The sequence below is a fragment of the Aestuariivirga litoralis genome (genome assembly GCF_003234965.1).
Classification (GTDB): Bacteria; Pseudomonadota; Alphaproteobacteria; order Rhizobiales; family Aestuariivirgaceae; genus Aestuariivirga; species Aestuariivirga litoralis.
The window spans coordinates 310,455-333,843 of record NZ_QKVK01000002.1 but is presented as its reverse complement, the minus strand read 5'-3'; the positions used below and the strand labels follow the sequence as shown (position 1 = coordinate 333,843).

Here is a 23,389-nt window from a genome sequence, read left to right as displayed (position 1 = left end):
GGCTTCGCCATGGCGGCCCCGGCACGTGCCGGGGCCGCCTGCCGTTTCGGGCCGGCATGGCTCAGCGGCCGCGCCGCGCCGCCGCAACCGCGGCTTCGATTGCCGCCACGTCGATCTTGCGCATCTCCATCATCGCGTCGAAGGCGGCGCGCGCTTCGGCACCGCCAGCCGCCAGCGCATCGGTCAGCACGCGCGGCGTGATCTGCCAGGACACGCCCCAGCGGTCCTTGCACCAGCCACAGGCGCTTTCCTGCCCGCCATTGCCGACGATGGCGTTCCAGTAACGGTCGGTCTCTTCCTGGCTGTCGGTGGCGATCTGGAAGGAGAAGGCCTCCGATTGCGTGAAGGCCGGCCCGCCATTGAGGCCGAGGCAAGGAATGCCCGCCACGGTGAAGGTCACCGTCAGCACGTCACCCGCCTTGCCCGAGGGAAAGTCGGACGGCGCGCGGAACACCCCGTCGACCGAACTGCCGGGAAAGGTCGCCGCATAGAATCTGGCCGCCGCCTCGGCGTCCCTGTCGAACCACAGGCAGATCGTGTTCTTGGCTTGCGTCATGATGACTCCTGCTCGTCATGGGCGCCGGCCCGGGTGCAAGCTTAGTCCGCGATGACGGCAACGCAAGTGCGCCAACAGCAGGTTGCTTGTCCTTGCCGCGCCATCGCCTAAGCTGGGCAGGCAGCAGGGAAGGTGCCATGGCCGCAGTGATCTCCTATATTCTCTCCAACATCCCGGCCGTCTGTTTTGCGCTGGCCATTCTGCTGGCCCTGCTGCGCCATGACGGGCGGTCCCTTGCGGCCCGCCTGCTGGACTGGATGCTGCTGCTGCCCGTCGGCATCGGCGGCGTGTGGGCCGGCTTCTTCCACATCACCTTCCCCGCCATCGCGGCGCAGTCGATCGGCTGGCAGCCCAGCCCCTTCCAGTTCGAGATCGGTGTGGCCGATGCGGCGATCGGCATTGCGGGCATCGTCTCGTTCTGGCGGGCCCTGCCGTTCAAGGCGGCGGTGGTTCTCTATATCGTGCTGTTCAACTTCGGCGTCGCGGTGGGCCATGTGCGGGAGTCGCTGGGCGGCAATTTCGCGCCGAACAATTTCGGCCTGCTCCTCGTCATCACCATCGCCGAAATGGTCCTGCTTCCCGTCCTGCTCCGCGCCGCCACCCGCAAGGCCTGAATTCCTGCCCTTCCGTGGGCAGGCCACATGGCTTATGGCCTGCCGCAACACCGGTTTCGCAGGTCCTCCAGGCTCCATGATTCGCATCGACAACATCTCCAAGCAGAACGGCCACCAGATTCTCTTCATCGAGGCCTCCGCCGCCCTCCACCGCGGCGAGAAGGTGGGCCTCGTCGGCCCCAATGGTGCCGGCAAGACCACGCTGTTCCGCATGATCACCGGGCAGGAGGAGCCCGACGAGGGCCAGGTCTCCACCGACCGCGGCATCTCGATCGGCTATTTCAGCCAGGACGTGGGCGAGATGGCGGGCCGCAGCGCGGTGGCGGAGGTGATGGATGGCGCCGGGCCCGTCAGCGCCGTGGCGGGTGAGCTCAAGGAACTGGAAGCCGCGATGGGCGATCCGGACCGTGCCGACGAGATGGATGAACTCATCGAGCGCTATGGCGAGGTGCAGGCGCGTTACGAGGAGCTCGGCGGCTATGCGCTCGAGAGCCGGGCGCGCGAGGTGCTGGCGGGCCTGAGCTTCAGCCAGGACATGATGGACGGCGACGTCGGCAATCTCTCCGGCGGCTGGAAGATGCGCGTGGCGCTGGCCCGCATCCTGCTGATGAAGCCGGACGCGATGCTGCTCGACGAGCCGTCGAACCACCTCGATCTCGAAAGCCTGATCTGGCTCGAGCAGTTCCTCAAGGATTTTGACGGCATGCTGATGATGACCTCGCACGACCGTGAGTTCATGAACCGCATCGTCTCCAAGATCGTCGAGATCGACGGCGGCGAGCTCAACACCTATTCCGGCGATTACGAATTCTACGAGCAGCAGCGCGCCATGAACGAGCGCCAGCAGCAGGCGCAGTTCGAGCGCCAGCAGTCCATGCTGGCCAAGGAGCTGAAATTCATCGAGCGCTTCAAGGCCCGCGCCTCGCATGCCGCCCAGGTGCAGAGCCGGGTGAAGAAGCTTGAAAAGATCGACCGGGTGGAACCGCCGCGCCGCCGCCAGACCGTGCTGTTCGACTTCCCCGCCGCACCGCGCTCGGGCGAGGACGTGGTCTCGCTCAAGGGCGTCGCCAAGCGCTATGGCAGCCGCAGCATCTATGAGGGCCTCGATTTCCAGGTCCGCCGCCGCGAGCGCTGGTGCGTGATGGGCGTCAACGGCGCGGGCAAGTCGACGCTCCTGAAACTCGTCACCGGCACCACCGAGCCGGACGAGGGCCGCGTCACCATGGGCGGCAGCGTCAAGCTCGGCTATTTCGCGCAGCACGCCATGGAACTGATCGACGGCGAGCACACGGTGTTCCAGTCGCTCGAACATGCCTTCCCGCAGGCGGGGCAGGGCTCGCTGCGCGCACTCGCCGGCTGCTTCGGCTTCTCGGGTGATGATGTCGAGAAGAAGTGCCGCGTGCTCTCAGGCGGCGAGAAGGCGCGCCTCGTCATGGCGCGCATGCTCTATGATCCGCCCAATTTCCTGGTGCTGGACGAGCCCACCAACCACCTCGACCTGCTCACCAAGGAAATGCTCATCAAGGCGCTGGCGGATTACGAGGGCACCATGCTCTTCGTGTCGCATGACAGGCACTTCCTCGCCGCGCTGTCCAACCGCGTGCTCGAACTCACGCCCGAAGGCATCCACCAGTATGGCGGCGGCTACACCGAATACGTTGCCAGCACCGGGCACGAGGCGCCCGGCCTTCACGGCTGACGGATCAGCCCGCTATTTGCAGGGAAAGGCGGCCTGAAGGGCCGCACCCACCACCCGGTGGGCCTCGAACTGCAGCGCCTCGGGGTGGTTCTGCAGCCACTGCACCACTGAGGCCACCATGGCGGGCTGGCTCACGCCGCGCCCGCTGTCCCAGGTGAAGCCATGGTCACTCTCGATGCAGTTGAAGGTGTCGGACACGCCGATCACATAGCCCATGCATTCCGCCGCCTCGGTGGCGTGGCCCTTGCCCCACATGTTGGCGGTGCACAGCGACAGAAGCTGCTGGCCCGTCACCGTGCCGGCGGAGGCCGGCAGGGGCGCAAGCCCAGCGAGGGCGAAAAGGGCGGCAGACAGCAGGCGTGACGTGCGGATCATTTCACCATGCTCCAGATGCATGCAAGGCCGCGCCTTCGGCGGCAGGCGTGCAGCACTATACACGGGTCATGCCGGGCTTACTCAAGTAATTCGGTGCATCAGGGTAAGTTACGGCGCCGGCGTGGCTGCCGTCACGCCATGTTCAACCTCTGCATGTATTGCGCCAGTCCCTGAACCTGGCCGAGCCATTTCGCGAGGATCTTGGGGTCGGCCGGCGCCGCGTGAACGCCGGGGGCGAATTCCTTGTTCAGCACCGATTCCACCGCGAAGGACACCGGCATCGACACGAGGCGGCCCATGGCGGTGCCGCGCTCGTCGCCCCAGGCATCCATCGCCCAGGTCTCGTGCCACACTGCCTTGCCGTCGCGCTCGGCCTTCAGCGACACGAACAGGATCACCCGGTCGGGCTCGCCCGGCTGGTAGGCGTTTTCCTTCAGGAATTCATTCGCCATCTCGGCCAGCCGCGCGTCGCCCGCGGGGCCGGACAGCGTCTCGATCTCCCTGAACACCGGGTCCCAGGCCTGTGACCAGCCATTGAGGCGAATCGTGCCGCGCACGAAGTCCTTCACCTTCCAGGCCTTGTCAAAGCGATAGTCCTCCATGAAGGGATAGCTGTCGCGGTTGGGATAGACCTCGAAGCTTTCAGGGCTGGGCAGCGGCGCGTCATAGCTGGTGATGGCGTTCCACGGCCGGTCGACCTTCAGTTCCTTGAAGTCGCGCAGGCTGCGGGACGGCGAGCGCAGCGCCTTCAGCACGCCCACCGGCGCCCAGCTGAACTTGTATTTGAACGGGTTGGCGATCTTCGGCACGCCGCCGCAATAGGAGGTGAAGCTCAGCACGTTGTCGGCGTGGTAGGCGGGCGATGCGCGGTAGCGCGCCACCAGGTCATGTGCCATCAGGTGGTCGATGCCGGGGTCGAGGCCCACCTCGTTCACCGACACGAGGCCCTTCGCCTTGAACTCCGCGTCCAGCGCCCGCATCTCCGGCGCGATGTAGGAGGAGGAAACGAAGTTCGCGTTCCTGGCGAGGCACGCCTTGGCGATCGCCACATGCTGGTCGGCGGGCAGCATGGAAATGGCGATGTCGCCCGGTTCGAGCGCGGCCGTCAGCGCCTCGAGGGAGTAGGGGCGCACGTCCTTCGTCAGGTCGCCCACCACCTCCTGCGCCTTGGAGACGGTGCGGTTCCACACCACCACCTTGTGGCCGTTTTCCAGCAGCCGCCGCAAGCCGGGGCCGGAGGAAAGGCCCGTGCCGCACCAGTGAATCGTCGTCATGTCCGTCTCCGTCAGAGTGTCGCCGTGTGGCGGGTGAATTCGGTGAAGGCCCGGCCCCAGACGCCGGCGGTGATGTCGCCGAGCGTCAGCAGCGAAGGCAGCAGCTGCCTGGCATAATCCTCGCTGCTCTCCACGGGCAGCAGCGAGGGCAGGTTGTCGATCGCCATCACGTCGAGCGGCGGCGAGTCCCACACGCGCAGCGCCGGCAGCAGCCAGTCTGTGGCTTGGGTATAGACCTTGATGGGCGAGAAGTCGGAGGTCGGGTCGCAGGCGATGTCGCCGATCACGGTGAGGGCCCGCTGGGCGCGCTTGGCCTCCTCCGGCACGAAGACCGGGCAGCCCGGCCGCGCCAGGATGCAGTTGAGGAAGATCTCGTGCGCCAGGATCTCGGGGAAGGGACCGCCCGAGGCCGTCTCCGCCATGTCCCACCGGGTGACCGGCACATCCATCGCGCCGCACAGGTCCGCTGCCCCCGTACCGACGCGTCCCAGCGCCCCGATGATGATGGCGCGTGGCCGCTGCCCCGTGGGCAGCTCCGCCTTCAGCGCGTCGAGCAGTGCCTGCCTGCTCGGGTATTTCTCGACCGGCCCGCACAGGAAGCCCTTCTGCTGCGCCGCCCAGGCCTTGAGCGAGATCGCGGCCCCCGCAAAGCCCGCCCAGTAGCCGAAGGCGGCAACGCGGCGGCCGGTCTCGTCGACGAGGTATTCGAGGTCATAGAGCGTGCCGCCGCCCGCCTTGAAGCGCTTCAGCAGCACCTGCCCTGCCGGCTGGCCCTTGTAGGCATGGCCGAACATGATGTGGCGGTGGGTGAGGGGTGTGCCGTCTTCCGGCAGTTCCTTCAGCCCGAAGATGATGGCGTCGGCCGGCGCCTGGGGCCACAGGTTCTCGGGCGCAATGGCGCAGCCCGCCGCCTTGTATCCGTCGATCGGAATGGCCCTGACCGAGCTTTCCTCGACGGTGACCGTGATCCCCGCCCTGACGAGCGCCGCCGCCCCCTCGGGCGTCAGCCCCACGCGTTCCTCGTTCGGCCGCTGCTCGGCCCTGACCCACAGATGTGTCATTCACTGCACCTTCGGAAAAACCCAGCGTGTATGGCGCAAATGCGGGTGCGGTTCCAGAGCCGTCTCGGCGCCCTCAACAGCCGGTGGAAAGGGCGCGCCGCTTGCGGCATAAGCGGCCCCAGCCACAGGAGCCCCGCGCATGATCCCCTTCCAGACCTTCGCCCATCTCGCCAGCCTCGACCTGGGCGCGCCTGCCCCCAAGCCCACCTCGGTCGCCGGCAACCAGGTGGAGGCAGCGCTGACGCTCTGGACCTCGCCTGACGGGCTGGCCGAGGTTGGCGTGTGGGAATGCACCCCTGGCCGCTTCACCGCGCGGCGCGACACCAATTCCGAAATCTGCCACATCGTCTCGGGCCGCGTGACGCTGCATGACGAGGACGGCCGCACGCGTGACGTCGGCCCCGGCGAGATGCTGGTGTTGCCCATCGGCTGGAAGGGCGAGTGGACCCTGCACGAGACCACCCGCAAGCTTTACCTCATCAAGTACGAGAAGGCGTCCTGAGGCCGGCACCTCACGCCATCTTCAGCACCACGCGGCCGACGATCCGGCCCTTGCGCATCTCCTCGAACACGGCGTTGATCTCCTCGAGCTCCGCCGTGCGGATCGTCGCCTTGACGAGGCCGTTGGCGGCGAAGGCGATGGCCTCGTTCAGGTCCTGCCTGGTGCCGACGTTGGAACCCCTAACCGAAAGCTCCCAGTTGGTGATGGCCGAGATCGAGGCGCGGATCTCGTCCGACTTGCCGCCCGGAAGGCCGATATAGGCCACCGTGCCGCCCGGCCTCAGCATCAGCACCGCCTGCTCGAAGGCCTTGGCGGCAACCGCCGTGACCACCGCCGCATGGGTGCCGCCGATCTGCTCCTGTATGGCGGCGGCAGGATCGGTCTCCGCCCCGTTCACCACGATTTCGGCCCCCAGCGACGTCGCCAGATCGAGCTTCTCCTTCGAGACGTCGACGGCCGCGACGCGGAGCCCCATGGCGCGGGCATACTGGATGGCGATGTGGCCAAGCCCGCCGATGCCGACGACCGCCACCCACTGTCCGGGCCTGGCACCGGTGCGCTTCAGCCCGCGATAGGTGGTGACGCCGGCGCAGAGGATGGGCGCCATGGCATAGGGGTCGGTGCCCTCGGGAAGCCGGCCGACATAGGCCGCAGGCGCCACCAGGTATTCGGCATAGCCGCCGGGCTTCGTATAGCCCGTGGCCTCGGCCGACTTGCAGATCGTCTCCATGCCCGCGAGGCAGAATTCGCACTGGCCGCAGGAGGAATACATCCACGGCACGCCCACCTCGTCGCCGACCTTGAAGCCGGTGACGCCGGGGCCCACCTTGGCCACCTTGCCCGCCACCTCGTGGCCGGGGATCAGCGGGATCACCGGCAAGGGCGTCCAGTCGCCGTCCACCGCGTGGAGGTCGCTGTGGCACACGCCGCAGGCCGTCACCTTGATGAGCAGGTCGCCATGGCCGGGCTCCGGCACCGGTACGCGCTCGATCTTGAGCGGTGTCCTCAGTTCATGGAGAACGGCGGCCTTCATCGTCTGCGTCATGGTCATCCCTCGCTTGCAATTGGAGCGAGGATAGATTTCGGCTGCGGGATGTGGCCATATCCCCAAAGGATGATGACCCCCACCACCCCCAAGCTGCGCCTGCTCGAGCAATGGAGCCGTGCTGTCGCCGACATTGCCGCCGCACAGCGGGGGCCGTCCTTCGTTCCGGCGCTCCTGGCCAGCGTCAAGCGCCTCGTCGATTTCGACTTCGTCATGGTCTTCGCCTATGCCGGCACGGCCCGCCCCCTGACCCTGGCCGACACGCTGGATGCGCAGCGCCACGGCATCATCGCCGAGGATTATGCCGATGGGCCGTTCCTGCTCGATCCGTTCTTCCGCCTCGTCGAGGAGGGCCGCCGCACCGGCTGCTACCGGCTCCACGACATCGCGCCCGACCATTTCCGCCGCAGCGAGTATTTCCGCATCCATTACGGCCGCACCGGCATCGGCGAGGAGATCGGCGTGTTCTTCGACATCGGCGGCGGCCTCACCGGCGTCACCTCCTTCGGGCGCTGGGACAGCTCCCCGCCCATCACCCGGGCCGATCTCGACCTGCTGCGCGCGCTGGAACCTGCAATCGGGGCCCTGTGCGCGGCGCACTGGTCCAACCTGCACGCCAGGCGCGAGCCGCCGCAGCCGAGGACGGCGCAGCCCAGCCTCGCAAGCCTGACGCTGCGTGAACGCGAGATCATCACCATGGTGCTGCGCGGCCATTCGACCGAGTCGATCGCCATGCAGCTGGGCATCAGCCCCGGCACGGTGAAGATCCACCGCAAGAACATCTACCGCAAGCTGAAGGTCTCCACCCAGGCGGAGCTCTTCGCCGCCTTTCTCGGCCACCCGCCCGATGCCTATTCCCCGAGGGATATGGCCGAAGCCCCGCAAATCCCACAGCATCGCCGCAAATCACGATAACCGGAGGAAGAATCCCATGTCGAAGAACTGGTACAGCGACCTGCCCCAATACTATCAGCGCCAGATCCGTGCGATGGGCCTTGACGAGGCCGGCATGAACCGCCGCCGCCTGCTCAAGGGCATGGCCGGTGCGGCAGGCGTCGCCATGCTGGGCAAGATGAACACCCGCCAGGCGCAGGCGGCGACCCAGATGACCTACATGTGCTGGGAAGGCTACAACGACCCGCGCATCATCGACCCCTTCAACAAGGCGAACGACACCGAGATCAGCTTCGACCTGATCGTCGACAGCCCCGGCGGCTTCGCCAAGCTGCAGGCTGGCGCCTCGCGCGAGGTCGACCTCGTGTCGAGCGACATGCCGTGGATCACCCGCATGGGCCCGGCGGGCCTGGCGCTCGAGCTGAACCCGGACGACTACAAGGACGTCTACGCCGACTTCTACGACCAGTTCAAACCGCCCTTCGAACCCCTGATGAACGAGGGCAAGACCATCGGTGTGGCCACGCGCTGGGGCTGGGTCGGCCCCTGCCTCAACACCGACGTCACCAAGCCCGAGGTGTGGAAGACCTATGACCCGGTCTTCGACCCCGCCAACAAGGACAAGATCTGCGTCATGGACTGGGGCGACTGGCCGATCCTGCCCATGGCGCTCCATGCCGGCATCAACCCCTACGAGCCGCTGGACGAGAAGCAGCTCGAGGAGGTGCGCAAGGTGCTGCGCGCCATGTTCAAGAACACCCGCACGCTGGTGGGCGATCTCACCCAGGCGCAGAAGGGCCTGCTCGACGGCTCGCTGCTGGGCTGCATCGGTGCCGGCTCCTACCTCACCTCGGCTGTCCGCAAGCAGGGCCACAAGAACATCATGGCCGTGGTGCCGGAGCCGAAGAACGGGCTGAAGCAGGGCATCATCTGGGTCGAGGCCACCGCGGTGCTGAAGGAGACGGACCAGCCGGAACTCTCGCAGAAGCTCCTCAAGCACGTCGTTTCCAAGGATGCCGCGCACATCCTGGCGCTGCTCGATTCCACCTGCAACGTCGTCACCAACAAGGCCGTCGAATCCGCCTTCACGCCGGAGGAGAAGGACATTCTCCAGATGGACTACATGTGGACGGCCTACGACAATTCCCAGATGCACCGCATCGCGCCCAACATCGACGAGATGCTGGCGATCTGGCAGGAAGAGCTCGCCGCCGCGCAATGACGCCTTGACGGGCCGGGCGTGCCGCTGCATGCCCGGCCCTCATTGTTTCCAGAGACCACATGACCGCCGCACCCATCCTCTCGATCACCGACGTCCACAAGTCCTATGGCAGCTATCCGGCGCTGAAGGGCGTGTCGCTCGATGTCAGGCAGGGCGAGTTCATCGCCCTCGTCGGCCCCTCGGGCTGCGGCAAGACCACGCTTCTGAAGCAGGTCGCGGGCTTCGAGGACACGACCTCGGGGACGATCCGCATCGAGGGCAATGACATGGCGGGGGTTCCCGCAGCACTTCGGCCCACCTCCATGGTGTTCCAGAAGCTGGCGCTGTTCCCGCACATGACGGTGGCGCAGAACATCGGCTTCCCGCTGAAGCTCCGCAAGGTCGATCCCAAGGTGATTGCCGGCCACGTGGACGAGATGATCCGCCTGATGGAGTTGAAGCCCGAATATCTCACGCGCTATCCGCGTGCACTGTCAGGCGGCGAGCAGCAGCGCGTGGCGCTGGCGCGCTCGATGATCTCGTCCCCCAAGCTGCTGCTCCTCGACGAGCCGCTCTCGGCCCTCGACGTCAAGCTCAAGAAGGTGCTGCAGGCGGAGCTGAAGCGGCTGCACCGCTCCGTCGGTGTCACCTTCGTGCATGTGACGCATGACCTGGAAGAGGCGATGATGCTGGCCGACCGCATCTGCGTCATGCGCTCGGGCAAGATCCTGCAGCTCGGCGAACCGTCCGACATCTATTACCGCCCGGCAGACCCCTTCGTCGCCGGCTTCATCGGCGAGACCAACCTGCTGCCGATCACCATCGGCGCGCGCAGCGGCGATCAGGTCAGCTACGCCAGCAGCGAGATCGTCGATGCCGCGGGATCGCTTCCGTCATCGCTCGTTGCCGCCGACGTCGGGCAGGGGCCCGCCCTGATGAATGTCCGGCCCGAGCTCATCCGCCGCTGCGAGAAGGACGCGCACGTCGACTGCAAGCTTCCCGCCACGGTGACGGAGCTCTTCACCAAGGGCGGCACGGTGCAGTACCGCGCGCGAACGCCCGGAGGCCAGGAACTCGCCATCGAGATCCAGGGCACGTCGCATCTTCCCATGCAGCTGGGCGAGGACGTCTGGCTCGGCTGGTCGAAGAAGGACATCTGGGTCCTCAAGCCGGGCGAGGCGTGAGCCATGGAGATGGAGGTCTCCCGCAGCTGGCGTGACCCGGAACTCTGGGTGAAGGCGCTGCCCAGCGTGGTGCTGCAGACCACATGCTTCCTCGCACCGCTGGTGATGACCTTCATCCTCACCTTCCAGAAGACGCAGAGCTTCCAGCTCACCTGGGTGTGGAACCTCGCCACCTGGAAGGACGTGTTTTCGAAGCCGCATTACTGGACCATCCTCGGCCACACGCTGTTCATGGCGGTGGCCTGCGTCGTCATCTGCATCGTCATCGCCTTTCCCATCGCCTATGGGCTGGCCACGCGCTTCAAGAAGCTCGACAACGAGATCAAGGTGCTCATCACCTTCGCCTTCATCACCGATGCAACGCTCAAGACCTTCGGCTGGGTGCTGTTCCTCGACAAGAAGGGGGCTGCCAACTATCTCCTCGCGCACATCGGCTTCCCGCCGGACACGGTGGCCTTCCTGTTCACCGACTGGGCCACACTGCTGGGCATGGTCTACAATCTCCTGCCCTTCGCCATCTTCACCATCTATCTCTCGATCGACAACATCGACCGATCGCTCATCCTCGCCGCCTATGATGCAGGCGCAGGCAAGTTCCGCGCCTTCTGGGAGGTGACGCTGCCGCTGTCGCGCCCCGGCATCTGGGCCGGCAGCGTGCTGATCTTCCTGCTCGGCGTCGGCGTCTTCCTCGAGCCCAAGGTGCTGGGCGGCGGCAAGTCGCCCATGTCGGCGGAGCTGATCCGCCAGACCTTCGAGACGCGCGTCAACTGGCCGCTCGGTGCCGCGCTCACCCTGGTGCTGATGGTCGTCGCCATCTTCGTCGTGCTGCTGTTCAGCCGTGTGGCCGGCATGCGGAGGGCAGGGGCATGAACCACCGCTTCGAGAGTGCGCTGGCCAACGTCATCCTCTATGGGTCGATGGCGGCGGTGCTGGTCTTCTTCTACGTGCCGATCTTCACGCTCATCGCTTTCTCCTTCCAGGAGGGCCGCTTCCTCACGCTGCCCTTCGAGGGCGTGTCGCTGAAATGGTATGGCGCACTCTTCCAGTCGGGCCCGGCGCTCACCGCGCTGTGGAATTCCACCCTCATCGCCATCATCGCCACGCTGGTGGCCACCACCATCGGCACCATGGCGGCGATCGTCGCGGTGCGCTACCGCTTCAAGGGCAAGCTGGCCTTCCAGGGGCTGGCGGGCGCACCGCTCGCCTTCCCGCAACTGCTGCTGGGCATCGTGCTGCTGCTGTGGTTCTCGGTGCTCGGCCGCTGGTTCGGCTTCAACACCGGCATCGTCACGGCCATCATCGGCCACATCGTCTATATCGCACCCTTCGCCATGGTGATCGTCGCCGTGCAGGTCTACAACTTCGATCCGGTGCTGGAGGATGCGGCGCGCGACTGCGGCGCCACCACCTGGGAGGTCTATCGCCACGTGACCATCCCGCTGCTGTGGCCCGGCATCTTCTCCGCGGCGATCTTCGCCTTCCTGCTGAGCTGGGGCAACTTCTACATCACCTACAGCCTGGCGGGCTCGACGCGGACGATCCCCACCTTCATCTTCTCCGGCATCGCGGTCGGTTCCTCGCCGCTCTACCCGGCGATTGCCACCGTCGTGTTCATTCCCGGCATCCTGCTCGTCATCCTGGCCAACCGCTTCCGCCTGCGCGCCGCCGCCACGGCGTGAGGGCCGCACAACCGTGACTCGCGTCACGGTTGACGGTGCGGATCTGTGGTTGGATGGCTGCATCACGGAGAAGCCGCCATGACTTGCACCACCGCCCTCATCGCCCGCCTCGCATGTACCGGCCTGCCGCTGCTGCTGCTCGCCCTGCCGGCCAGCGCCGCGCCCGCCTTCAAGGACTGGAAGCCGGGCTCACCCTGCTTTGCGCGGGTCTATGATGCCGGGCACCTTGCCGCCCATCCGAAGCAGCAGCTCACCCATTTCGCCCTCACCGCCAGCAAGTATCCGTCTTCCGTGAAGGGCGAATTCGATGTCACCTTCCAGTTCCGCGTGAAGGGCCATGACGAGGCCTTCGAGGGCGAGGGCATCTGTCGCGGCGGACCGCACACGGCGAACTGCGGCGTCGAGGGCGATGGCGGCCACTTCACCATGAAGGCGGATGGCAAGGGCCTGTTGCTCACCCTCGCCGAGGTGGGCGTCGAAGGCGAGACGGAGTTTTCACCGGTGCTGGGCGTGGCCGGCGATGATGATCGCGTGGTGCGTCTCCGCCCCGCCCCCGCCAGCGCCTGCCGCTTCAATTGATCCATGCCATCACCCGGAGGAACTCCCATGACCGTCGCCCCGCGCCTCGCCCTCGCTGTCCTCGCCACGCTGCTTGCCGGCACCGCCGCCCAGTCCCAGGAGCAGGGAGACGAGGTCTCCACCTTCAGCCGCATCAAGGGCGGCGCGGTCTATGACTACAAGTATGGCGTCGATGGCAGCGCCGTGAGCGAGGAATATGAGCTCATCCATGTCGTCTGCAGCGACGGCTCGAAGTCGCTGCGCGTCATGCTGCCGGTCTCGCCCGAGGCCGATGGCGACGTTTCCGACAGCAACGGCCCCGCCTCCACCCTCGTGAAGACGGGAGCCGGCTATCAGGTCACTTTCCGCGCCAACGGCCGCAACATCCGCAAGAGCCTCGAGGTGAAACCGGTCAATGATCCGAAGTCGAACCTGGCGGAACAATTCGTGGTGCGCCTCGACTATGGCGACAGGCTGTGGAAGGCGCTCACCAGCGAAAAGGATGGTGCCGCCGTCATGCTCATCGGGCAGGGCGGCAGGACGGTCAACGTGCCGGTGGATAACAAGCTCACGGCCGCGCTCAGCTCCTGCGGCCTCGGCGGCTGACCGCGGCGCAGCCTCCGCCAGCGAGCCGCCGCTGGGCCATTGCCAGACGCCCCAAACTTGGCGAAGCTCCCCCGCATCCGGCCCGCCCGGATGCCAAGAAACGCCAAGAACCGATGCAATGTGGAGGAACGCGATGAAACTCAACAGACGCCTGGCCGTAGGGCTCGCCGTGCTCGCCATGGGTGCGGGCATGAGCGTCACGGCCCATGCCGCCGACCCGCTCAAGGTTGCCGCCTATCCGGCCAACCCGCCATGGGAGAACAAGACCGAGTCCGGCGCCTTCGAGGGCTTCGAGGTCGACATCGTCAACGAAATCGCCAAGCGCATGGGAACCACCGCCGACATCGAGGGCATGGACTTCAAGGCGCTCTTTGTCGCCTCCGCCGCGGGCCGGGTGGACATGGTCATCTCCTCGCTCACCATCACCGATGAGCGCCTGCAGAGCCAGTCCTTCACCCAGCCCTATTTCGAGGGCGCGCTGGGCGTGGGCGTCAAGGAGGATTCCGGCATCACCTCGCTCGAGGGGCTGAAGGGCAAGGTCATCGGCACGGTGGCTACCTCCTTCCCCGAGAAGTACCTGGCCGAGCACAAGGACCAGATCGGCTTCGCCGAGAACAAGAGCTATGACACCACCGCCAACATGCTCACCGACCTGCAGAACGGCCGCATCGATGCGGTGGTGAACGATGTCGTGGGCCTGCGCTATGCCTTCGGCCAGATGAAGGGCCTCAAGGTGGGGGCCGAGATCGTGACCGGCGAGAAATTCGCCATCATGATGCCCAAGGGCTCCGACAAGCTCCAGAAGGCCAATGACATCATCTCCGAGATGAAGAAGGACGGCACGCTCCCCAAGATGTACGAGAAGTGGATGGGTGTTGCCCCGGCGCCCGGCAGCTTCGCCGTCACCCCGATGCCGGTGCCGACCTCCGCCAACTGACGCCGGAGCAGGGGAGGCGGGCCTGGGCCTTCCTCCCCTCTCCGCCATTGCGCCAGGGGACGGCGATGAACGCACTCGAGATCTTCTTCAACCCGGACATTGCCGCGCGCGCCTTCCCCATCCTGCTGCGGGGCCTGGGCATGACGCTGCTGCTGGGCGTCACCGCCATCGTCTTCGGCACGCTGCTGGGGCTGGCGATCGCGCTGGTGCGCCTCTTCGCGCCGCTGCCCTTCCGGCTGCTGGCGGCGGGCTACACCGATGTCATGCGCGCACTTCCCGTGCTCGTCGTGCTGATCCTCATCTATTACGCGCTGCCCTTCGCCGGCATCGTCTTCTCCTCCTTCACCGCCGCCGCCGTGGCGCTCTCGCTGGTGCTCGGCGCCTATTCGGCGGAGGTGATGCGGGCGGGCATCCAGTCGGTGCCGCACGGCCAGTTCGAGGCGGCCTCGTCGCTGGGCCTCGGCTTCGTCCGCTCGATGCAGAAGGTGGTGCTGCCGCAGGCGATCCGCCTCGTCATTCCCCCGCAGGCCTCGAACTGCGTGTCGATCATCAAGGACACGTCTCTCGCCTCCGTCGTCGCCATGTCTGACCTCCTGAAGCAGGCGACCGATGCGCAGGCGCTCTTCGCCAACCCCACACCGCTCATGGTGGCGGCCCTCATCTATCTCGCCATCCTCTGGCCGCTCGTCCGCCTCACCGGCTGGCTCGAGCACCACCTGCAACGTGCCTATCAAAGGTAAGCCCGTGACCGCCTATTTCCTCTATCACTCGATCGGCCAGTATCCGGAAAAGCAGGCCGACATCACCCGCGTCATGGCCAGCTTCGCCGCCGCCTGGGCGGCACCCGACGACCAGCAATGGGGCCATGTGCTGGGCCAGCGCGCCCGCTTCATCGAACGCTGGCGCGCCCTCATCGATGCGCCGGAACACTCCGTCACCACCTGCGAGAACGTCACGCAGGGCCTCCACATGCTGGTGACGGCGCTGCCGCCCGAAACCCTGCGCGGCAAGCGCATCCTGGTCGCCGCCGACTGTTTCCCGTCGAACCACTTCCTGCTGAGCAAGCTGCAGGAGCGTTTCGGCTTCACGCTGGACACCGTGGCCGCGCGCCAGGGAGCGGCCTGGGTGGAGAGCGAGGATTTCATCACGCAGTGGGGGCCGGACGTGGCGCTGGCCCTCATCACCTGGGTCTCGTCCACCTCATCGCACCGTGTCGATCTCGAGGCGCTCGTCGCCCACGGCCGCGCCATGGGCAGCGTGATCGGCGTCGACATCACCCAGGCCGCGGGGCTCATCCCCTTCTCGGTCAGGGCGCCCGCCATCGACTTCGCCGTTTCCACCAGCCTCAAGTGGATGTGCGGCACGCCCGGCGCCGGCGTGCTCCATGTCGCGCCGGAACTCACCCGGCGCTGCCAGCCGGAACTGCGCGGCTGGTTCAGCCAGCCCAACCCCTTCAGCTGGGCGCTCGACCGCTTCGAATATGCCCCCGACATCCGCCGCTTCGACAATGGCACGCCCGCTTCCATGGCCGCCATCGCCTCGCTCCCCGCCATGGACTGGCACGCCGCGCAGGATCATGCCGCGATCCTCGCCCAGAACCGCCGCCACACGGAGTGGATCATCGCCGAGGCCACGCGCTTGCGGCTCGACATCGTGACACCGCGTGCCGAGGCCCGCCGCGGCGGCTCCATCATGTGCCGCATGCCCGGAGATGGCGCGCCCATCGTGGCCGCACTGAGGGCGCAGGGCATCGCCGCCGACGCGCGCGGCGCGATCCTCCGCCTCTCGCCCGGCATCATCACCACCGATGCCGACATCGAAGCCCTCATGTCGGCGCTCGCGCCGCTGACGCGGAGCGCGTGATGGAAGCCGCCGTCGACATCCGCAACCTCGACAAGTGGTTCGGCAAGCTGCACGTCCTCAAGGGCATCAACCTCGGCGTGGCCTCGGGCGAGCGCATCGTCGTCTGCGGCCCCTCGGGTTCCGGCAAGTCGACACTGATCCGCTGCATCAACGGGCTGGAGGAATACCAGGCGGGCTCGATCGACGTCGACGGCATGCGCGTCCAGAAGAAGTCGAAGACCATTACGGCGATCCGCTCCGAGGTCGGCATGGTGTTCCAGCACTTCAACCTCTTCCCGCACTTGACCGTGCTCGAGAACTGCACGCTGGCCCCCGTCTATGTCCGCGGCCTGAAGCCGAAGGAGGCCGAGGACCTGGCCATGCACTTCCTCGCCAAGGTGAAGATCCCGGAACAGGCGCGGAAATATCCGGGCCAGCTGTCGGGCGGCCAGCAGCAGCGCGTGGCCATTGCCCGTTCGCTCTGCATGCGCCCGCGCATCATGTTGTTCGACGAGCCCACCTCGGCCCTGGACCCCGAGATGATCAAGGAGGTGCTCGACACCATGATCGCCCTCGCCACCGAGGGCATGACCATGCTCTGCGTCACCCACGAGATGGGCTTTGCCCGCAAGGTGGCCGACCGCATCGTCTTCATGGACCATGGCGAGATCGTCGAGCAGGCGCCCCCGGCGGAATTCTTCACCAGCCCGGCCTCGGCCCGCGCCCGGCAGTTCCTGGACCAGCTGCTGCGGCATTGATCCGCCCCACATGTGGATAACCCAGTTTGGGCACAGGCTGGCTTTCATCCCCCTCCGGATCATGCATTGTGTGTGCAACCTTGGCGGTTAGAGGGCAAGATTCGGCTGGTGCGGACGCGCGGGCAATTCTGGAGGCTGATCCTGCTGGGCCTCGGCCTGCTGGGGGCGGTCGGCTGCGCGCTTCAATCCCGCCCGGCCCGCGCCCAGAGCTATGGCGCCGACTTGGGTTTCCTCAGCCTGCGGGTGGAGACGGTCAGCGTCACCATTGCCAACCCGGCGCCCGACCAGGCCTACAATGACAAGGTCACCGATGGCTTGCGCAAGTTCCTCGCGGTCTATCCCGGCGACTATTTCAGCCCCAATGCGGCGGAATTCGCCATTGCCCGGGTGCGCCGCAACCCGGAAATCGCCAATGTCACCTACACCTATGCGCTGGGCCGCGCCGGCGGGCTTGACGTCACCTTCACCATCACGCTCGCCACGGGAGCCAGGAAGTTCGAGGGCCAGGGCTTCCTGATCACCAACAACCGGGCCGACCTGCCGGTCCTCTACGACAAGGACGGCACCTATGTCCGCGCCAAGCTCGAGGCGCTGACGCTCACCTACGCCAACAACAATGCCTGGTTCGGCCAGCCGGGTCCGATGCTGAACGGCAATCCGCTGGTGCAGGGCAAGCCCGCGGGGGCGGGCTACAGCCAGTGGGTCGAAGGCTATCTCCACTACGGCCTCTATGGCATCACCCCCGTCACCGACAAGCTCTATGTCTATGGCGGGCTGAGTTCCATCAGCTCTGGCTCGAAAGGCCAGGAACTCTTCACCAACGAAACGCGCGGCTATACCTTCTTCGAGGACGCCTATGCCGGCTTCATCACCGGCACCACCGACGAAAAGGGCAACCGCCTCGCCTTCAACTTCAGTGCGGGCCGCCAGAAGTTCCAGCTCGCCAATGGCTTTCTCATCGCCAACACCGCGGCCAATGGCTGGAACCGCGCGGCGCTGCAGGCCAATGCGCGCTGGGCGTCCGACATGCTGGTGCTGGCGCAGCTGCGCTACAACGCCACCAAGCTGGAAGCCTTCTACGTCGAGCCGGACGAGCTTCCGGTGATCAATACCAACACCGGCCTCGCCGGCCTCAACATCGAGGCGCGGCCGGTCGCGGGAATGACGGCGGCGGCGAGCTATGTCACCGCGCTCAAGGGAGACTATGCCTATTACGGCCCCGAAGGCCAGGTGATCGGCACGCGCGAGGGCCTCAACGTCTATGACCTGCGCGCCACCTGGACGCCCAACGCGCCCAATCAACCGGGCCCCTTCTTCGGCATCGAGGGCGCCATCCAGAACCACCGCGACTTCGACATGCTGGCCACCGCGGGCTATGCCGAGGCGGGCTACAGCTTCCTCGACAAGCCATGGTCGCCCTCGATCAGCTATCGCCTCGCCTATTTCTCGGGCGACGACCCTGACACCGAAACCTATGAACGCTGGGACCCGCTTCTCTCGGGCGGCAATGGCGAGCAATGGGTGCAGGGCTCCTCGATGTTCAAGGTGGTGCAGGATTCGAACGTCATCGCCCAGCGCATCCAGGGCCGCTTCCGCCCGCTTCCCACGGTGGAGGTGGTGCCGCAGCTCTGGGCCTTCACCGCCCCCAGCCGCGACAACCTCGGGGGCAATCCTGCCCTGAGCTTCCTCGATGCCGACAGCTATGGCTACGAGGCAAATGTCACCGTCAAGTGGTTCCCCAACCGCAACTGGTACGTCCACGGCATGCTGGCCTACACCGTGCCGGGCCAGGCGGTGCAGGACGCGCTGAACGACGATGCGAAGGACTGGTTCGCCGCCATGCTCTTCGTGCGCTACTCGCTGTGATCATCAACACGCCAAGTCAGATCGAAAGGAAGCAACATCATGGTTGACCGCCGGAACGTGATTGCAGGTGTGGGTGCCATTGCCGCCACCGTGGCCGGCACCGCCAGTGCGGCGGATGCCAGTGGCGTCCAGCTCGAACTCGACCTCAGGGACTATGCAACAGCGTGGAACCCGCCGGACCCCGTCATCGCCGGGCGCCAGAACATCGTGCCGGTGCCGGAGGATTACTTCATGCCCGGCCGCTTCGCCGGCAAGACGGCGCTGGTCACCGGCTGCGCCCGCGGCATGGGCCGGCTCGCCTGCATCCGTCTGGCGCGCGAGGGCGCCAATGTCGTGGGCGTCGACTGGCTCGCGGAGGAGGGCAAGGCGGTGATCGACGGCATCGTCAAGGAGGGCGGCAAGGCCATCTTCGTCCAGGGCGACATTTCGGAGGATGATGTCTGCAAGGCCATGGTGAAGGCCGCGGTCGACACCTATGGCGGGCTCGACTGCGCGCTCAACAACGCGGGCGTCATGGACGCGATCTTCCCGGGCGATCCCATCGATTATGAAAAGCAGAAGGACCTCGTCATGTCGCGCATCGACGAGGCGACGGATGCCTATTGGGACGTCGTCATGCGCGTCAACGCCACCGGCACCTTCCGCTCCATGCGTGCCGAACTGAAGCAGTTCCTGAAGCAGCAACGCGGCGGCGCGATCGTCAACGTGGCCTCCGTCGCCGGCCTCCGCGGCTTCGGCGGCACGCCCTCCTATGTCGCCTCGAAGCATGCGGTGAACGGGCTCACCAAGAATGCCGCCATCGATTATGCGCCTTTCGGCATCCGCGTGAACTCGGTCTGCATGGGCACCACCATCACGCCCATGTATGAGCGCGCCTTCAAGCTGCTCAGAGAGCGCGCCGCCAGCGGCTTCAAGGACACCGGCATCGGCATGCTGAAGATCGACAGCCTGTTGCAATGGAGCAACCAGGAAAAGCGCGGGTCCACGGCGGCCGAGCAGGTGGCGATGATGCTGTTCCTGCTCTCGCCCGAAAGCTCCAACCTCACGGGCGCCAATTTCGCCACCTATTGACGGGAGAGACAGAAATGGAACGACGTGACCTCATCATGGCCGCTGGCACGCTGGCCGCAGCCGCCGCCACCGTGGCAGCCACTGCGCCCGCCGCGGCGCAGGCGGGCAATGCTACGGCGGGCGGCAATGCCCTGGTCGAGATTTCGCCACCGGACCCCGATGCCTTCATTGCGGGCCGCTTCACGGGCAAGACCTTCATCGTCACCGGCTCGGCCCGCGGCATGGGTGCGGCCGCAGCCATCAGGCTCGCCCGCGAGGGTGCCAACGTCGTCGGCGTCGACTGGATCAAGGACCTGGGCGAGGCAACCACCGCCGGAATCGTGAAGCAGGGCGGCAAGAGCGTCTTCATCCATGGCGACATCGCGGAGGCGGCGACGGCCGACGCGGCGGTGGCGGCCGCGGTCTCGAATTACGGCCGGCTCGACGGCGCCATCAACAATGCCGGCGTCATGGACGGCGTGTTCTCGGGCGAGCCCATCGATTACGAGAAGCAGAAGCCGCTGGTCTTCGCGCCGATCCACGAGGCGACGGAGGAATACTGGTCCAACGTCTTCCGCACCAATGCGCTCGGCACCTTCCTGATGATGCGCGCCCAGCTCAGGCAGATGGTGGCGCAGCTCAAGGGCGGCGCCATCGTCAATGTGGGTTCGATCGCGGGCATGACGGGGCTTTCCGGCAATCCCGCCTATGTGGCGAGCAAGCACGCCTTGAACGGCCTCACCCGCAATGCCGCCATCGACTATGCGCCCTATGGCATCCGCGTGAACTCGGTCAACATGGCCGCCACCGACACGCCGATGATCGCGCGCGCCGGAGCCCTTGTCGCTGCCTCGCGCAAGACCTCCACCGGCCCCACCATGGGCAGCATCAAGACCCAATCCATCCTCGCTTGGACCGACCCCAACCATCGCCCCGCCACGGTGGCCGAACAGGTGTCGATGATGCTCTTCCTGCTGTCTCCCGAAGCCGCCAATTTCACCGGCGGCATCTATCCGACGGATGGCGGCTGGACGGATTACTGAGCCGCCGGCACGCCCGCGGTTTTCCGGGGGCGCCGCGGCGCCGGGGCTAATTGCCGGTGGGCAGGCTCAGGTCCACGCCATCCTTCGCCAGCTGGTCCCGCACCCACTGGAACTTCTGGTAATTGCTGATGGTGATCGGCCCCGTATAAGTGCCGCTCTGCAGCTTGCGCGGCGGATAGGTCACATAGGTCTTCATCAGATCGTCGATCACCTTGCTGATGGTCACCATCACCCAGGTGTGTTCGGTGAAGTTGTTCATGAAGACGTCATAGCGTTCCTGCGGGTCCTGCCACAGGTCGAACACCTGGGGGGCCGTCGCCACGTAGGATTCCGCGCCCTTCCAGCCGAGGTTCGAATCGACGGCAAGGCCTCCCGTCTTCGCCCCGTCGTCGCCGCGCAGGTTGAACACGGCCTTGTAGTTGCCTTCGCGCACGGCGCCGGGTGAGAGCTCGTTTTCGGTGAAGTAGAACCAGGCGCTGCGCGGGTCGGGTCCGGTGCCTTCCAGCACCGGCGTGATGTCATAGCTGTCGAAGATGATGGGCTGGCCCTCGCGGTCCTTGGCCGGCAGCTGCTTGATGCCGGCCACCGAGGCGAAGGTCGCCATCAGGTCCAGCCCGCCCACGATGTCATGGTTCTTCACGTCGGGCTTGATGTGGCCGGGCCACACTGCAATGGCGGGCACGCGGTTACCGCCCTCGCGCACCGTTCCCTTGGTGCCGCGGAAGGGCGTGTAGCCGGCATCGGGGTAGACATCCTGCCATGCGCCGTTGTCGGTGGTGTAGAACACCAGCGTGTTCTGGTCGAGCTTCAGCTCCCTCAGCTTGTCCAGGATCTTGCCGATGCGCGTGTCGAGCTCCACCACCGAGTCGGCATATTTCGACTTGGACATCGAGGTGTGGACGAATTCCGGCGCCGGAAGATTGGGCTGGTGCACCTTCATGAAGTTCACGTTGATGAAGAAGGGCTGGTCCGGCTTCGCTGCGGCCTTGTCCAGGAACTCCAGCGCGGCCGCCTCCACATAGCTGTCGAAGAAGGGAATGCCGACCACGCCATCGGGATAATTGATCCCCTCGAGGGTCACGTTCTTGCCGGGCTCGTTCACATATTGCCCGTTGATCTTGAAATCCTCCGTCGCCTTCTGGCCGGCAAGGCCCGACAGGGCGCCAATCGTCACCTTGTTGAACATCTCCCGCAGCTTCGGGTCCATGTCGGGAAACCAGGTGGGGTCGCCATAGGTATAGGCGTTGAGGTGATAGAGCCCCACATACTTCATCTCGTCATAGCCCTGCGCATTGGGAAGCGCATAGTCGGCCTCGCCCAGGTGCCATTTGCCGGTGAAGTAGGTGCCATAGCCGGCCGTCTTCAGAACCGAGGCGAGCGTCCATTCGGCATGCGGAAGTCCGCCGCCTTCACCCTGGAAGGCCACCGTCGTCATGCCGCTGCGGTTGGGAATGCGGCCGGTCTGCATGGCAGCCCGCCCCGGCGTGCAGCTGGGCTGGGCATAGAAGGAAAAGAAGGTCATGCCCTGCCGGGCCAGCGCATCGATGTTGGGGGTTGGCATGCCGCGCCCCACGCCGCCGCCATAGGGGCCGAGGTCGCCATAGCCGGTGTCGTCGGAGACGATGAACAGGATGTTGGGCTTGCTGCCCTGGGCCGCGGCCTCCGTGGCCAGTGCGATCGCCCCCACGCCAAGAAGCCCGGTGAGCAGGATGGACGGCATCGCTGTCCGAAGGTGCCGGAAAACTGTCATGTCGTTTCCTCCCAGCGCAACGCGTGCGGCAACTTTCCGGCCATGTGCGGGGCCTGTCAATACCTCCGCGCGCGAGGCGGCCGTCAAAACCTCTTGCGTCCGAAGGTTGGTTGACTGATATTACACCTAATGGTGTAATGTAAGAATGGATCATCTCACCGACGTCTTCACCGCCATGGCCCACCCCTCCCGGCGCATCATCATCGAGCGCCTGGTGAAGGGGCCGGCGCGCTTCACCGATGTGGCGGAGGGCTTCGACACCGCGCTGAACGCCGTCACCAAGCATCTGAAGGTGATGGAGCGGGCAGGGTTGATCGAGCGCACCCGCAAGGGCCGCGAGGTGTTCATCTCGCTGAAGCCGGAACCGCTGCGCGAGGCGGCCTCGTGGATCCACCGTTACGAGCAGTTCTGGACCGAGCGGCTCGACCAGTTCCAGCAACACTTCAAGGCAAAAAGGGAGAAGCACTGATGGACCGCGCCGCAAACAGCCTCGATATCCGCATCGAACGCACCATCCAGGCGACGCCGCAGGCCGCCTATGCGGCCTGGCTCGACCCCGAAGTGCCGGGAACGCCCTGGAATGCCGCCGTCAAGCTCATCATGGAGTGCAAGCCCGATGGCCTGTTCTATGCCCGCATGAGCGACACGCCGCATTACGGCCGCTTCATCGAACTGGCGCAGGGCCGGCTCATCAGCCACAGCTGGATGTCGCCCTACACCGAAGGCCAGGAGACGCTGGTCACGGTGAGCTTCATCGCCCAGGGCCATGACACGCTCATGGTGCTGGTGCACACGGGCCTTCCCGGCAATGCCAATGGCGAAGCCCACCGCGAGGGCTGGTCCTATTTCATGGACCGCTTCCCGCTGCAGTTCCGCGCCGCCTGAAGGACATGAC

25 protein-coding genes are annotated in these 23,389 nt (G+C 66.0%); 19 read left to right on the top strand and 6 right to left on the bottom strand.

All coding sequences use genetic code 11. The annotated features are described in order from the left end of the window. Window positions 1-61: 61 nt before the first annotated feature. Window positions 62-556, bottom strand: coding sequence for a VOC family protein (locus DK847_RS05535; RefSeq protein WP_111196665.1), 495 nt, complete (start codon window positions 554-556; stop codon window positions 62-64). A 137-nt stretch (window positions 557-693) separates the two neighbouring features. Here DK847_RS05535 and DK847_RS05530 point away from each other — a divergent pair, with 137 nt between their 5' ends. Together DK847_RS05530 and DK847_RS05525 are read left to right on the top strand one after the other, a co-directional pair. Further along, complete coding sequence (locus tag DK847_RS05530; RefSeq protein ID WP_111196664.1) at window positions 694-1,170, top strand: DUF6790 family protein; 477 nt, start codon at window positions 694-696, stop codon at window positions 1,168-1,170. 76 nt (window positions 1,171-1,246) lie between these two features. Beyond that, the gene (locus DK847_RS05525; RefSeq protein WP_111197272.1) at window positions 1,247-2,869 is read left to right on the top strand and encodes an ABC-F family ATP-binding cassette domain-containing protein; all 1,623 of its coding nucleotides are present in this window, start codon (window positions 1,247-1,249) and stop codon (window positions 2,867-2,869) included. A gap of 12 nt (window positions 2,870-2,881) precedes the next feature. Here the strand turns inward: DK847_RS05525 and DK847_RS05520 are convergent, their stop codons facing one another. The 3 genes from DK847_RS05520 to DK847_RS05510 form a co-directional block, all read right to left on the bottom strand. Continuing rightward, window positions 2,882-3,244 carry a Rap1a/Tai family immunity protein gene (locus DK847_RS05520; protein ID WP_111196662.1) on the bottom strand — a complete coding sequence of 121 codons (363 nt, stop codon included), beginning with the start codon at window positions 3,242-3,244 and terminating at the stop codon, window positions 2,882-2,884. A gap of 131 nt (window positions 3,245-3,375) precedes the next feature. Continuing rightward, entirely contained in the window at window positions 3,376-4,518 is a 1,143-nt protein-coding gene (locus tag DK847_RS05515) for a saccharopine dehydrogenase family protein (RefSeq protein WP_111196660.1), read from the bottom strand. Between the two features lie 11 nt (window positions 4,519-4,529). Continuing rightward, entirely contained in the window at window positions 4,530-5,579 is a 1,050-nt protein-coding gene (locus DK847_RS05510) for a saccharopine dehydrogenase (RefSeq protein ID WP_111196658.1), read from the bottom strand. 139 nt (window positions 5,580-5,718) lie between these two features. Here DK847_RS05510 and DK847_RS05505 point away from each other — a divergent pair, with 139 nt between their 5' ends. Next, the gene (locus DK847_RS05505; RefSeq protein WP_111196656.1) at window positions 5,719-6,081 is read left to right on the top strand and encodes a cupin domain-containing protein; all 363 of its coding nucleotides are present in this window, start codon (window positions 5,719-5,721) and stop codon (window positions 6,079-6,081) included. A gap of 10 nt (window positions 6,082-6,091) precedes the next feature. On the opposite strand, the gene adhP is transcribed toward DK847_RS05505, so the two are convergent. After that, window positions 6,092-7,126 carry an alcohol dehydrogenase AdhP gene (adhP, locus tag DK847_RS05500; RefSeq protein ID WP_111197270.1) on the bottom strand — a complete coding sequence of 345 codons (1,035 nt, stop codon included), beginning with the start codon at window positions 7,124-7,126 and terminating at the stop codon, window positions 6,092-6,094. 72 nt (window positions 7,127-7,198) lie between these two features. Here adhP and DK847_RS05495 point away from each other — a divergent pair, with 72 nt between their 5' ends. The 14 genes from DK847_RS05495 to DK847_RS05430 all read left to right on the top strand — a co-directional run bounded on the left by DK847_RS05495 (window position 7,199) and on the right by DK847_RS05430 (window position 20,744). Beyond that, a complete protein-coding gene (locus DK847_RS05495; RefSeq protein ID WP_146256054.1) occupies window positions 7,199-8,041 on the top strand; it encodes a helix-turn-helix transcriptional regulator in 843 nt (280 codons plus the stop codon). Window positions 8,042-8,057: 16 nt separating this feature from the next. Next, window positions 8,058-9,242: an ABC transporter substrate-binding protein gene (locus tag DK847_RS05490; protein WP_161957161.1), complete on the top strand. Its 1,185-nt coding sequence runs from the start codon at window positions 8,058-8,060 to the stop codon at window positions 9,240-9,242. A 59-nt stretch (window positions 9,243-9,301) separates the two neighbouring features. Continuing rightward, window positions 9,302-10,405 carry an ABC transporter ATP-binding protein gene (locus tag DK847_RS05485; protein ID WP_111196650.1) on the top strand — a complete coding sequence of 368 codons (1,104 nt, stop codon included), beginning with the start codon at window positions 9,302-9,304 and terminating at the stop codon, window positions 10,403-10,405. Window positions 10,406-10,408: 3 nt separating this feature from the next. After that, window positions 10,409-11,275, top strand: a complete 867-nt coding sequence (locus DK847_RS05480) for an ABC transporter permease (protein WP_111196648.1) — start codon at window positions 10,409-10,411, stop codon at window positions 11,273-11,275. Beyond that, window positions 11,272-12,084, top strand: a complete 813-nt coding sequence (locus DK847_RS05475) for an ABC transporter permease (RefSeq protein WP_111196646.1) — start codon at window positions 11,272-11,274, stop codon at window positions 12,082-12,084. Before DK847_RS05480 ends, DK847_RS05475 begins: the two co-directional genes overlap by 4 nt. 78 nt (window positions 12,085-12,162) lie before the next feature. Then, on the top strand, window positions 12,163-12,663 hold the full coding sequence (locus DK847_RS05470) for a hypothetical protein (RefSeq protein WP_111196644.1): 501 nt from the start codon (window positions 12,163-12,165) through the stop codon (window positions 12,661-12,663). Window positions 12,664-12,690: 27 nt separating this feature from the next. Beyond that, on the top strand, window positions 12,691-13,248 hold the full coding sequence (locus DK847_RS05465; RefSeq protein WP_111196642.1) for a hypothetical protein: 558 nt from the start codon (window positions 12,691-12,693) through the stop codon (window positions 13,246-13,248). 133 nt (window positions 13,249-13,381) lie between these two features. Beyond that, window positions 13,382-14,185: an ABC transporter substrate-binding protein gene (locus DK847_RS05460; protein ID WP_111196640.1), complete on the top strand. Its 804-nt coding sequence runs from the start codon at window positions 13,382-13,384 to the stop codon at window positions 14,183-14,185. Window positions 14,186-14,250: 65 nt separating this feature from the next. After that, window positions 14,251-14,925, top strand: a complete 675-nt coding sequence (locus DK847_RS05455; protein WP_111196638.1) for an amino acid ABC transporter permease — start codon at window positions 14,251-14,253, stop codon at window positions 14,923-14,925. 4 nt (window positions 14,926-14,929) lie between these two features. Then, complete coding sequence (locus DK847_RS05450; RefSeq protein WP_111196636.1) at window positions 14,930-16,048, top strand: aminotransferase class V-fold PLP-dependent enzyme; 1,119 nt, start codon at window positions 14,930-14,932, stop codon at window positions 16,046-16,048. Further along, entirely contained in the window at window positions 16,048-16,785 is a 738-nt protein-coding gene (locus tag DK847_RS05445; protein WP_111196634.1) for an amino acid ABC transporter ATP-binding protein, read from the top strand. The genes DK847_RS05450 and DK847_RS05445 overlap by 1 nt, the downstream gene beginning before the upstream one ends. A gap of 108 nt (window positions 16,786-16,893) precedes the next feature. After that, the gene (locus DK847_RS05440; protein ID WP_111196633.1) at window positions 16,894-18,651 is read left to right on the top strand and encodes an alginate export family protein; all 1,758 of its coding nucleotides are present in this window, start codon (window positions 16,894-16,896) and stop codon (window positions 18,649-18,651) included. Between the two features lie 39 nt (window positions 18,652-18,690). After that, complete coding sequence (locus tag DK847_RS05435; protein ID WP_111196631.1) at window positions 18,691-19,722, top strand: SDR family NAD(P)-dependent oxidoreductase; 1,032 nt, start codon at window positions 18,691-18,693, stop codon at window positions 19,720-19,722. Window positions 19,723-19,736: 14 nt separating this feature from the next. Next, window positions 19,737-20,744 (top strand): SDR family NAD(P)-dependent oxidoreductase, encoded by a 1,008-nt coding sequence (locus DK847_RS05430; RefSeq protein WP_111196629.1) that lies wholly within the window; start codon window positions 19,737-19,739, stop codon window positions 20,742-20,744. 46 nt (window positions 20,745-20,790) lie between these two features. On the opposite strand, the gene DK847_RS05425 is transcribed toward DK847_RS05430, so the two are convergent. Then, window positions 20,791-22,464: an arylsulfatase gene (locus DK847_RS05425; protein ID WP_111196627.1), complete on the bottom strand. Its 1,674-nt coding sequence runs from the start codon at window positions 22,462-22,464 to the stop codon at window positions 20,791-20,793. Window positions 22,465-22,639: 175 nt separating this feature from the next. Here DK847_RS05425 and DK847_RS05420 point away from each other — a divergent pair, with 175 nt between their 5' ends. Both DK847_RS05420 and DK847_RS05415 read left to right on the top strand, forming a co-directional pair. Further along, complete coding sequence (locus DK847_RS05420; protein ID WP_111196626.1) at window positions 22,640-22,963, top strand: ArsR/SmtB family transcription factor; 324 nt, start codon at window positions 22,640-22,642, stop codon at window positions 22,961-22,963. Continuing rightward, a complete protein-coding gene (locus tag DK847_RS05415; RefSeq protein WP_111196624.1) occupies window positions 22,963-23,379 on the top strand; it encodes an SRPBCC family protein in 417 nt (138 codons plus the stop codon). The genes DK847_RS05420 and DK847_RS05415 overlap by 1 nt, the downstream gene beginning before the upstream one ends. Window positions 23,380-23,389: the final 10 nt, after the last annotated feature.

Excerpts from the sequence above, each read along its gene's own strand:
- DK847_RS05465 (WP_111196642.1), top strand. The coding sequence starts at position 12,691 with ATGACCGTCGCCCCGCGCCTCGCCCTCGCTGTCCTCGCCACGCTGCTT.
- DK847_RS05485 (WP_111196650.1), top strand. The coding sequence starts at position 9,302 with ATGACCGCCGCACCCATCCTCTCGATCACCGACGTCCACAAGTCCTAT.
- DK847_RS05460 (WP_111196640.1), top strand. The coding sequence starts at position 13,382 with ATGAAACTCAACAGACGCCTGGCCGTAGGGCTCGCCGTGCTCGCCATG.
- DK847_RS05430 (WP_111196629.1), top strand. The coding sequence starts at position 19,737 with ATGGAACGACGTGACCTCATCATGGCCGCTGGCACGCTGGCCGCAGCC.
- DK847_RS05475 (WP_111196646.1), top strand. The coding sequence starts at position 11,272 with ATGAACCACCGCTTCGAGAGTGCGCTGGCCAACGTCATCCTCTATGGG.
- DK847_RS05480 (WP_111196648.1), top strand. The coding sequence starts at position 10,409 with ATGGAGATGGAGGTCTCCCGCAGCTGGCGTGACCCGGAACTCTGGGTG.
- DK847_RS05435 (WP_111196631.1), top strand. The coding sequence starts at position 18,691 with ATGGTTGACCGCCGGAACGTGATTGCAGGTGTGGGTGCCATTGCCGCC.
- DK847_RS05520 (WP_111196662.1), bottom strand. The coding sequence starts at position 3,244 with ATGATCCGCACGTCACGCCTGCTGTCTGCCGCCCTTTTCGCCCTCGCT.
- adhP (WP_111197270.1), bottom strand. The coding sequence starts at position 7,126 with ATGACGCAGACGATGAAGGCCGCCGTTCTCCATGAACTGAGGACACCG.
- DK847_RS05445 (WP_111196634.1), top strand. The coding sequence starts at position 16,048 with ATGGAAGCCGCCGTCGACATCCGCAACCTCGACAAGTGGTTCGGCAAG.
- DK847_RS05490 (WP_161957161.1), top strand. The coding sequence starts at position 8,058 with ATGTCGAAGAACTGGTACAGCGACCTGCCCCAATACTATCAGCGCCAG.
- DK847_RS05425 (WP_111196627.1), bottom strand. The coding sequence starts at position 22,464 with ATGCCGTCCATCCTGCTCACCGGGCTTCTTGGCGTGGGGGCGATCGCA.
- DK847_RS05530 (WP_111196664.1), top strand. The coding sequence starts at position 694 with ATGGCCGCAGTGATCTCCTATATTCTCTCCAACATCCCGGCCGTCTGT.
- DK847_RS05495 (WP_146256054.1), top strand. The coding sequence starts at position 7,199 with ATGACCCCCACCACCCCCAAGCTGCGCCTGCTCGAGCAATGGAGCCGT.
- DK847_RS05535 (WP_111196665.1), bottom strand. The coding sequence starts at position 556 with ATGACGCAAGCCAAGAACACGATCTGCCTGTGGTTCGACAGGGACGCC.
- DK847_RS05455 (WP_111196638.1), top strand. The coding sequence starts at position 14,251 with ATGAACGCACTCGAGATCTTCTTCAACCCGGACATTGCCGCGCGCGCC.
- DK847_RS05505 (WP_111196656.1), top strand. The coding sequence starts at position 5,719 with ATGATCCCCTTCCAGACCTTCGCCCATCTCGCCAGCCTCGACCTGGGC.
- DK847_RS05515 (WP_111196660.1), bottom strand. The coding sequence starts at position 4,518 with ATGACGACGATTCACTGGTGCGGCACGGGCCTTTCCTCCGGCCCCGGC.
- DK847_RS05510 (WP_111196658.1), bottom strand. The coding sequence starts at position 5,579 with ATGACACATCTGTGGGTCAGGGCCGAGCAGCGGCCGAACGAGGAACGC.
- DK847_RS05525 (WP_111197272.1), top strand. The coding sequence starts at position 1,247 with ATGATTCGCATCGACAACATCTCCAAGCAGAACGGCCACCAGATTCTC.
- DK847_RS05415 (WP_111196624.1), top strand. The coding sequence starts at position 22,963 with ATGGACCGCGCCGCAAACAGCCTCGATATCCGCATCGAACGCACCATC.
- DK847_RS05420 (WP_111196626.1), top strand. The coding sequence starts at position 22,640 with ATGGATCATCTCACCGACGTCTTCACCGCCATGGCCCACCCCTCCCGG.
- DK847_RS05470 (WP_111196644.1), top strand. The coding sequence starts at position 12,163 with ATGACTTGCACCACCGCCCTCATCGCCCGCCTCGCATGTACCGGCCTG.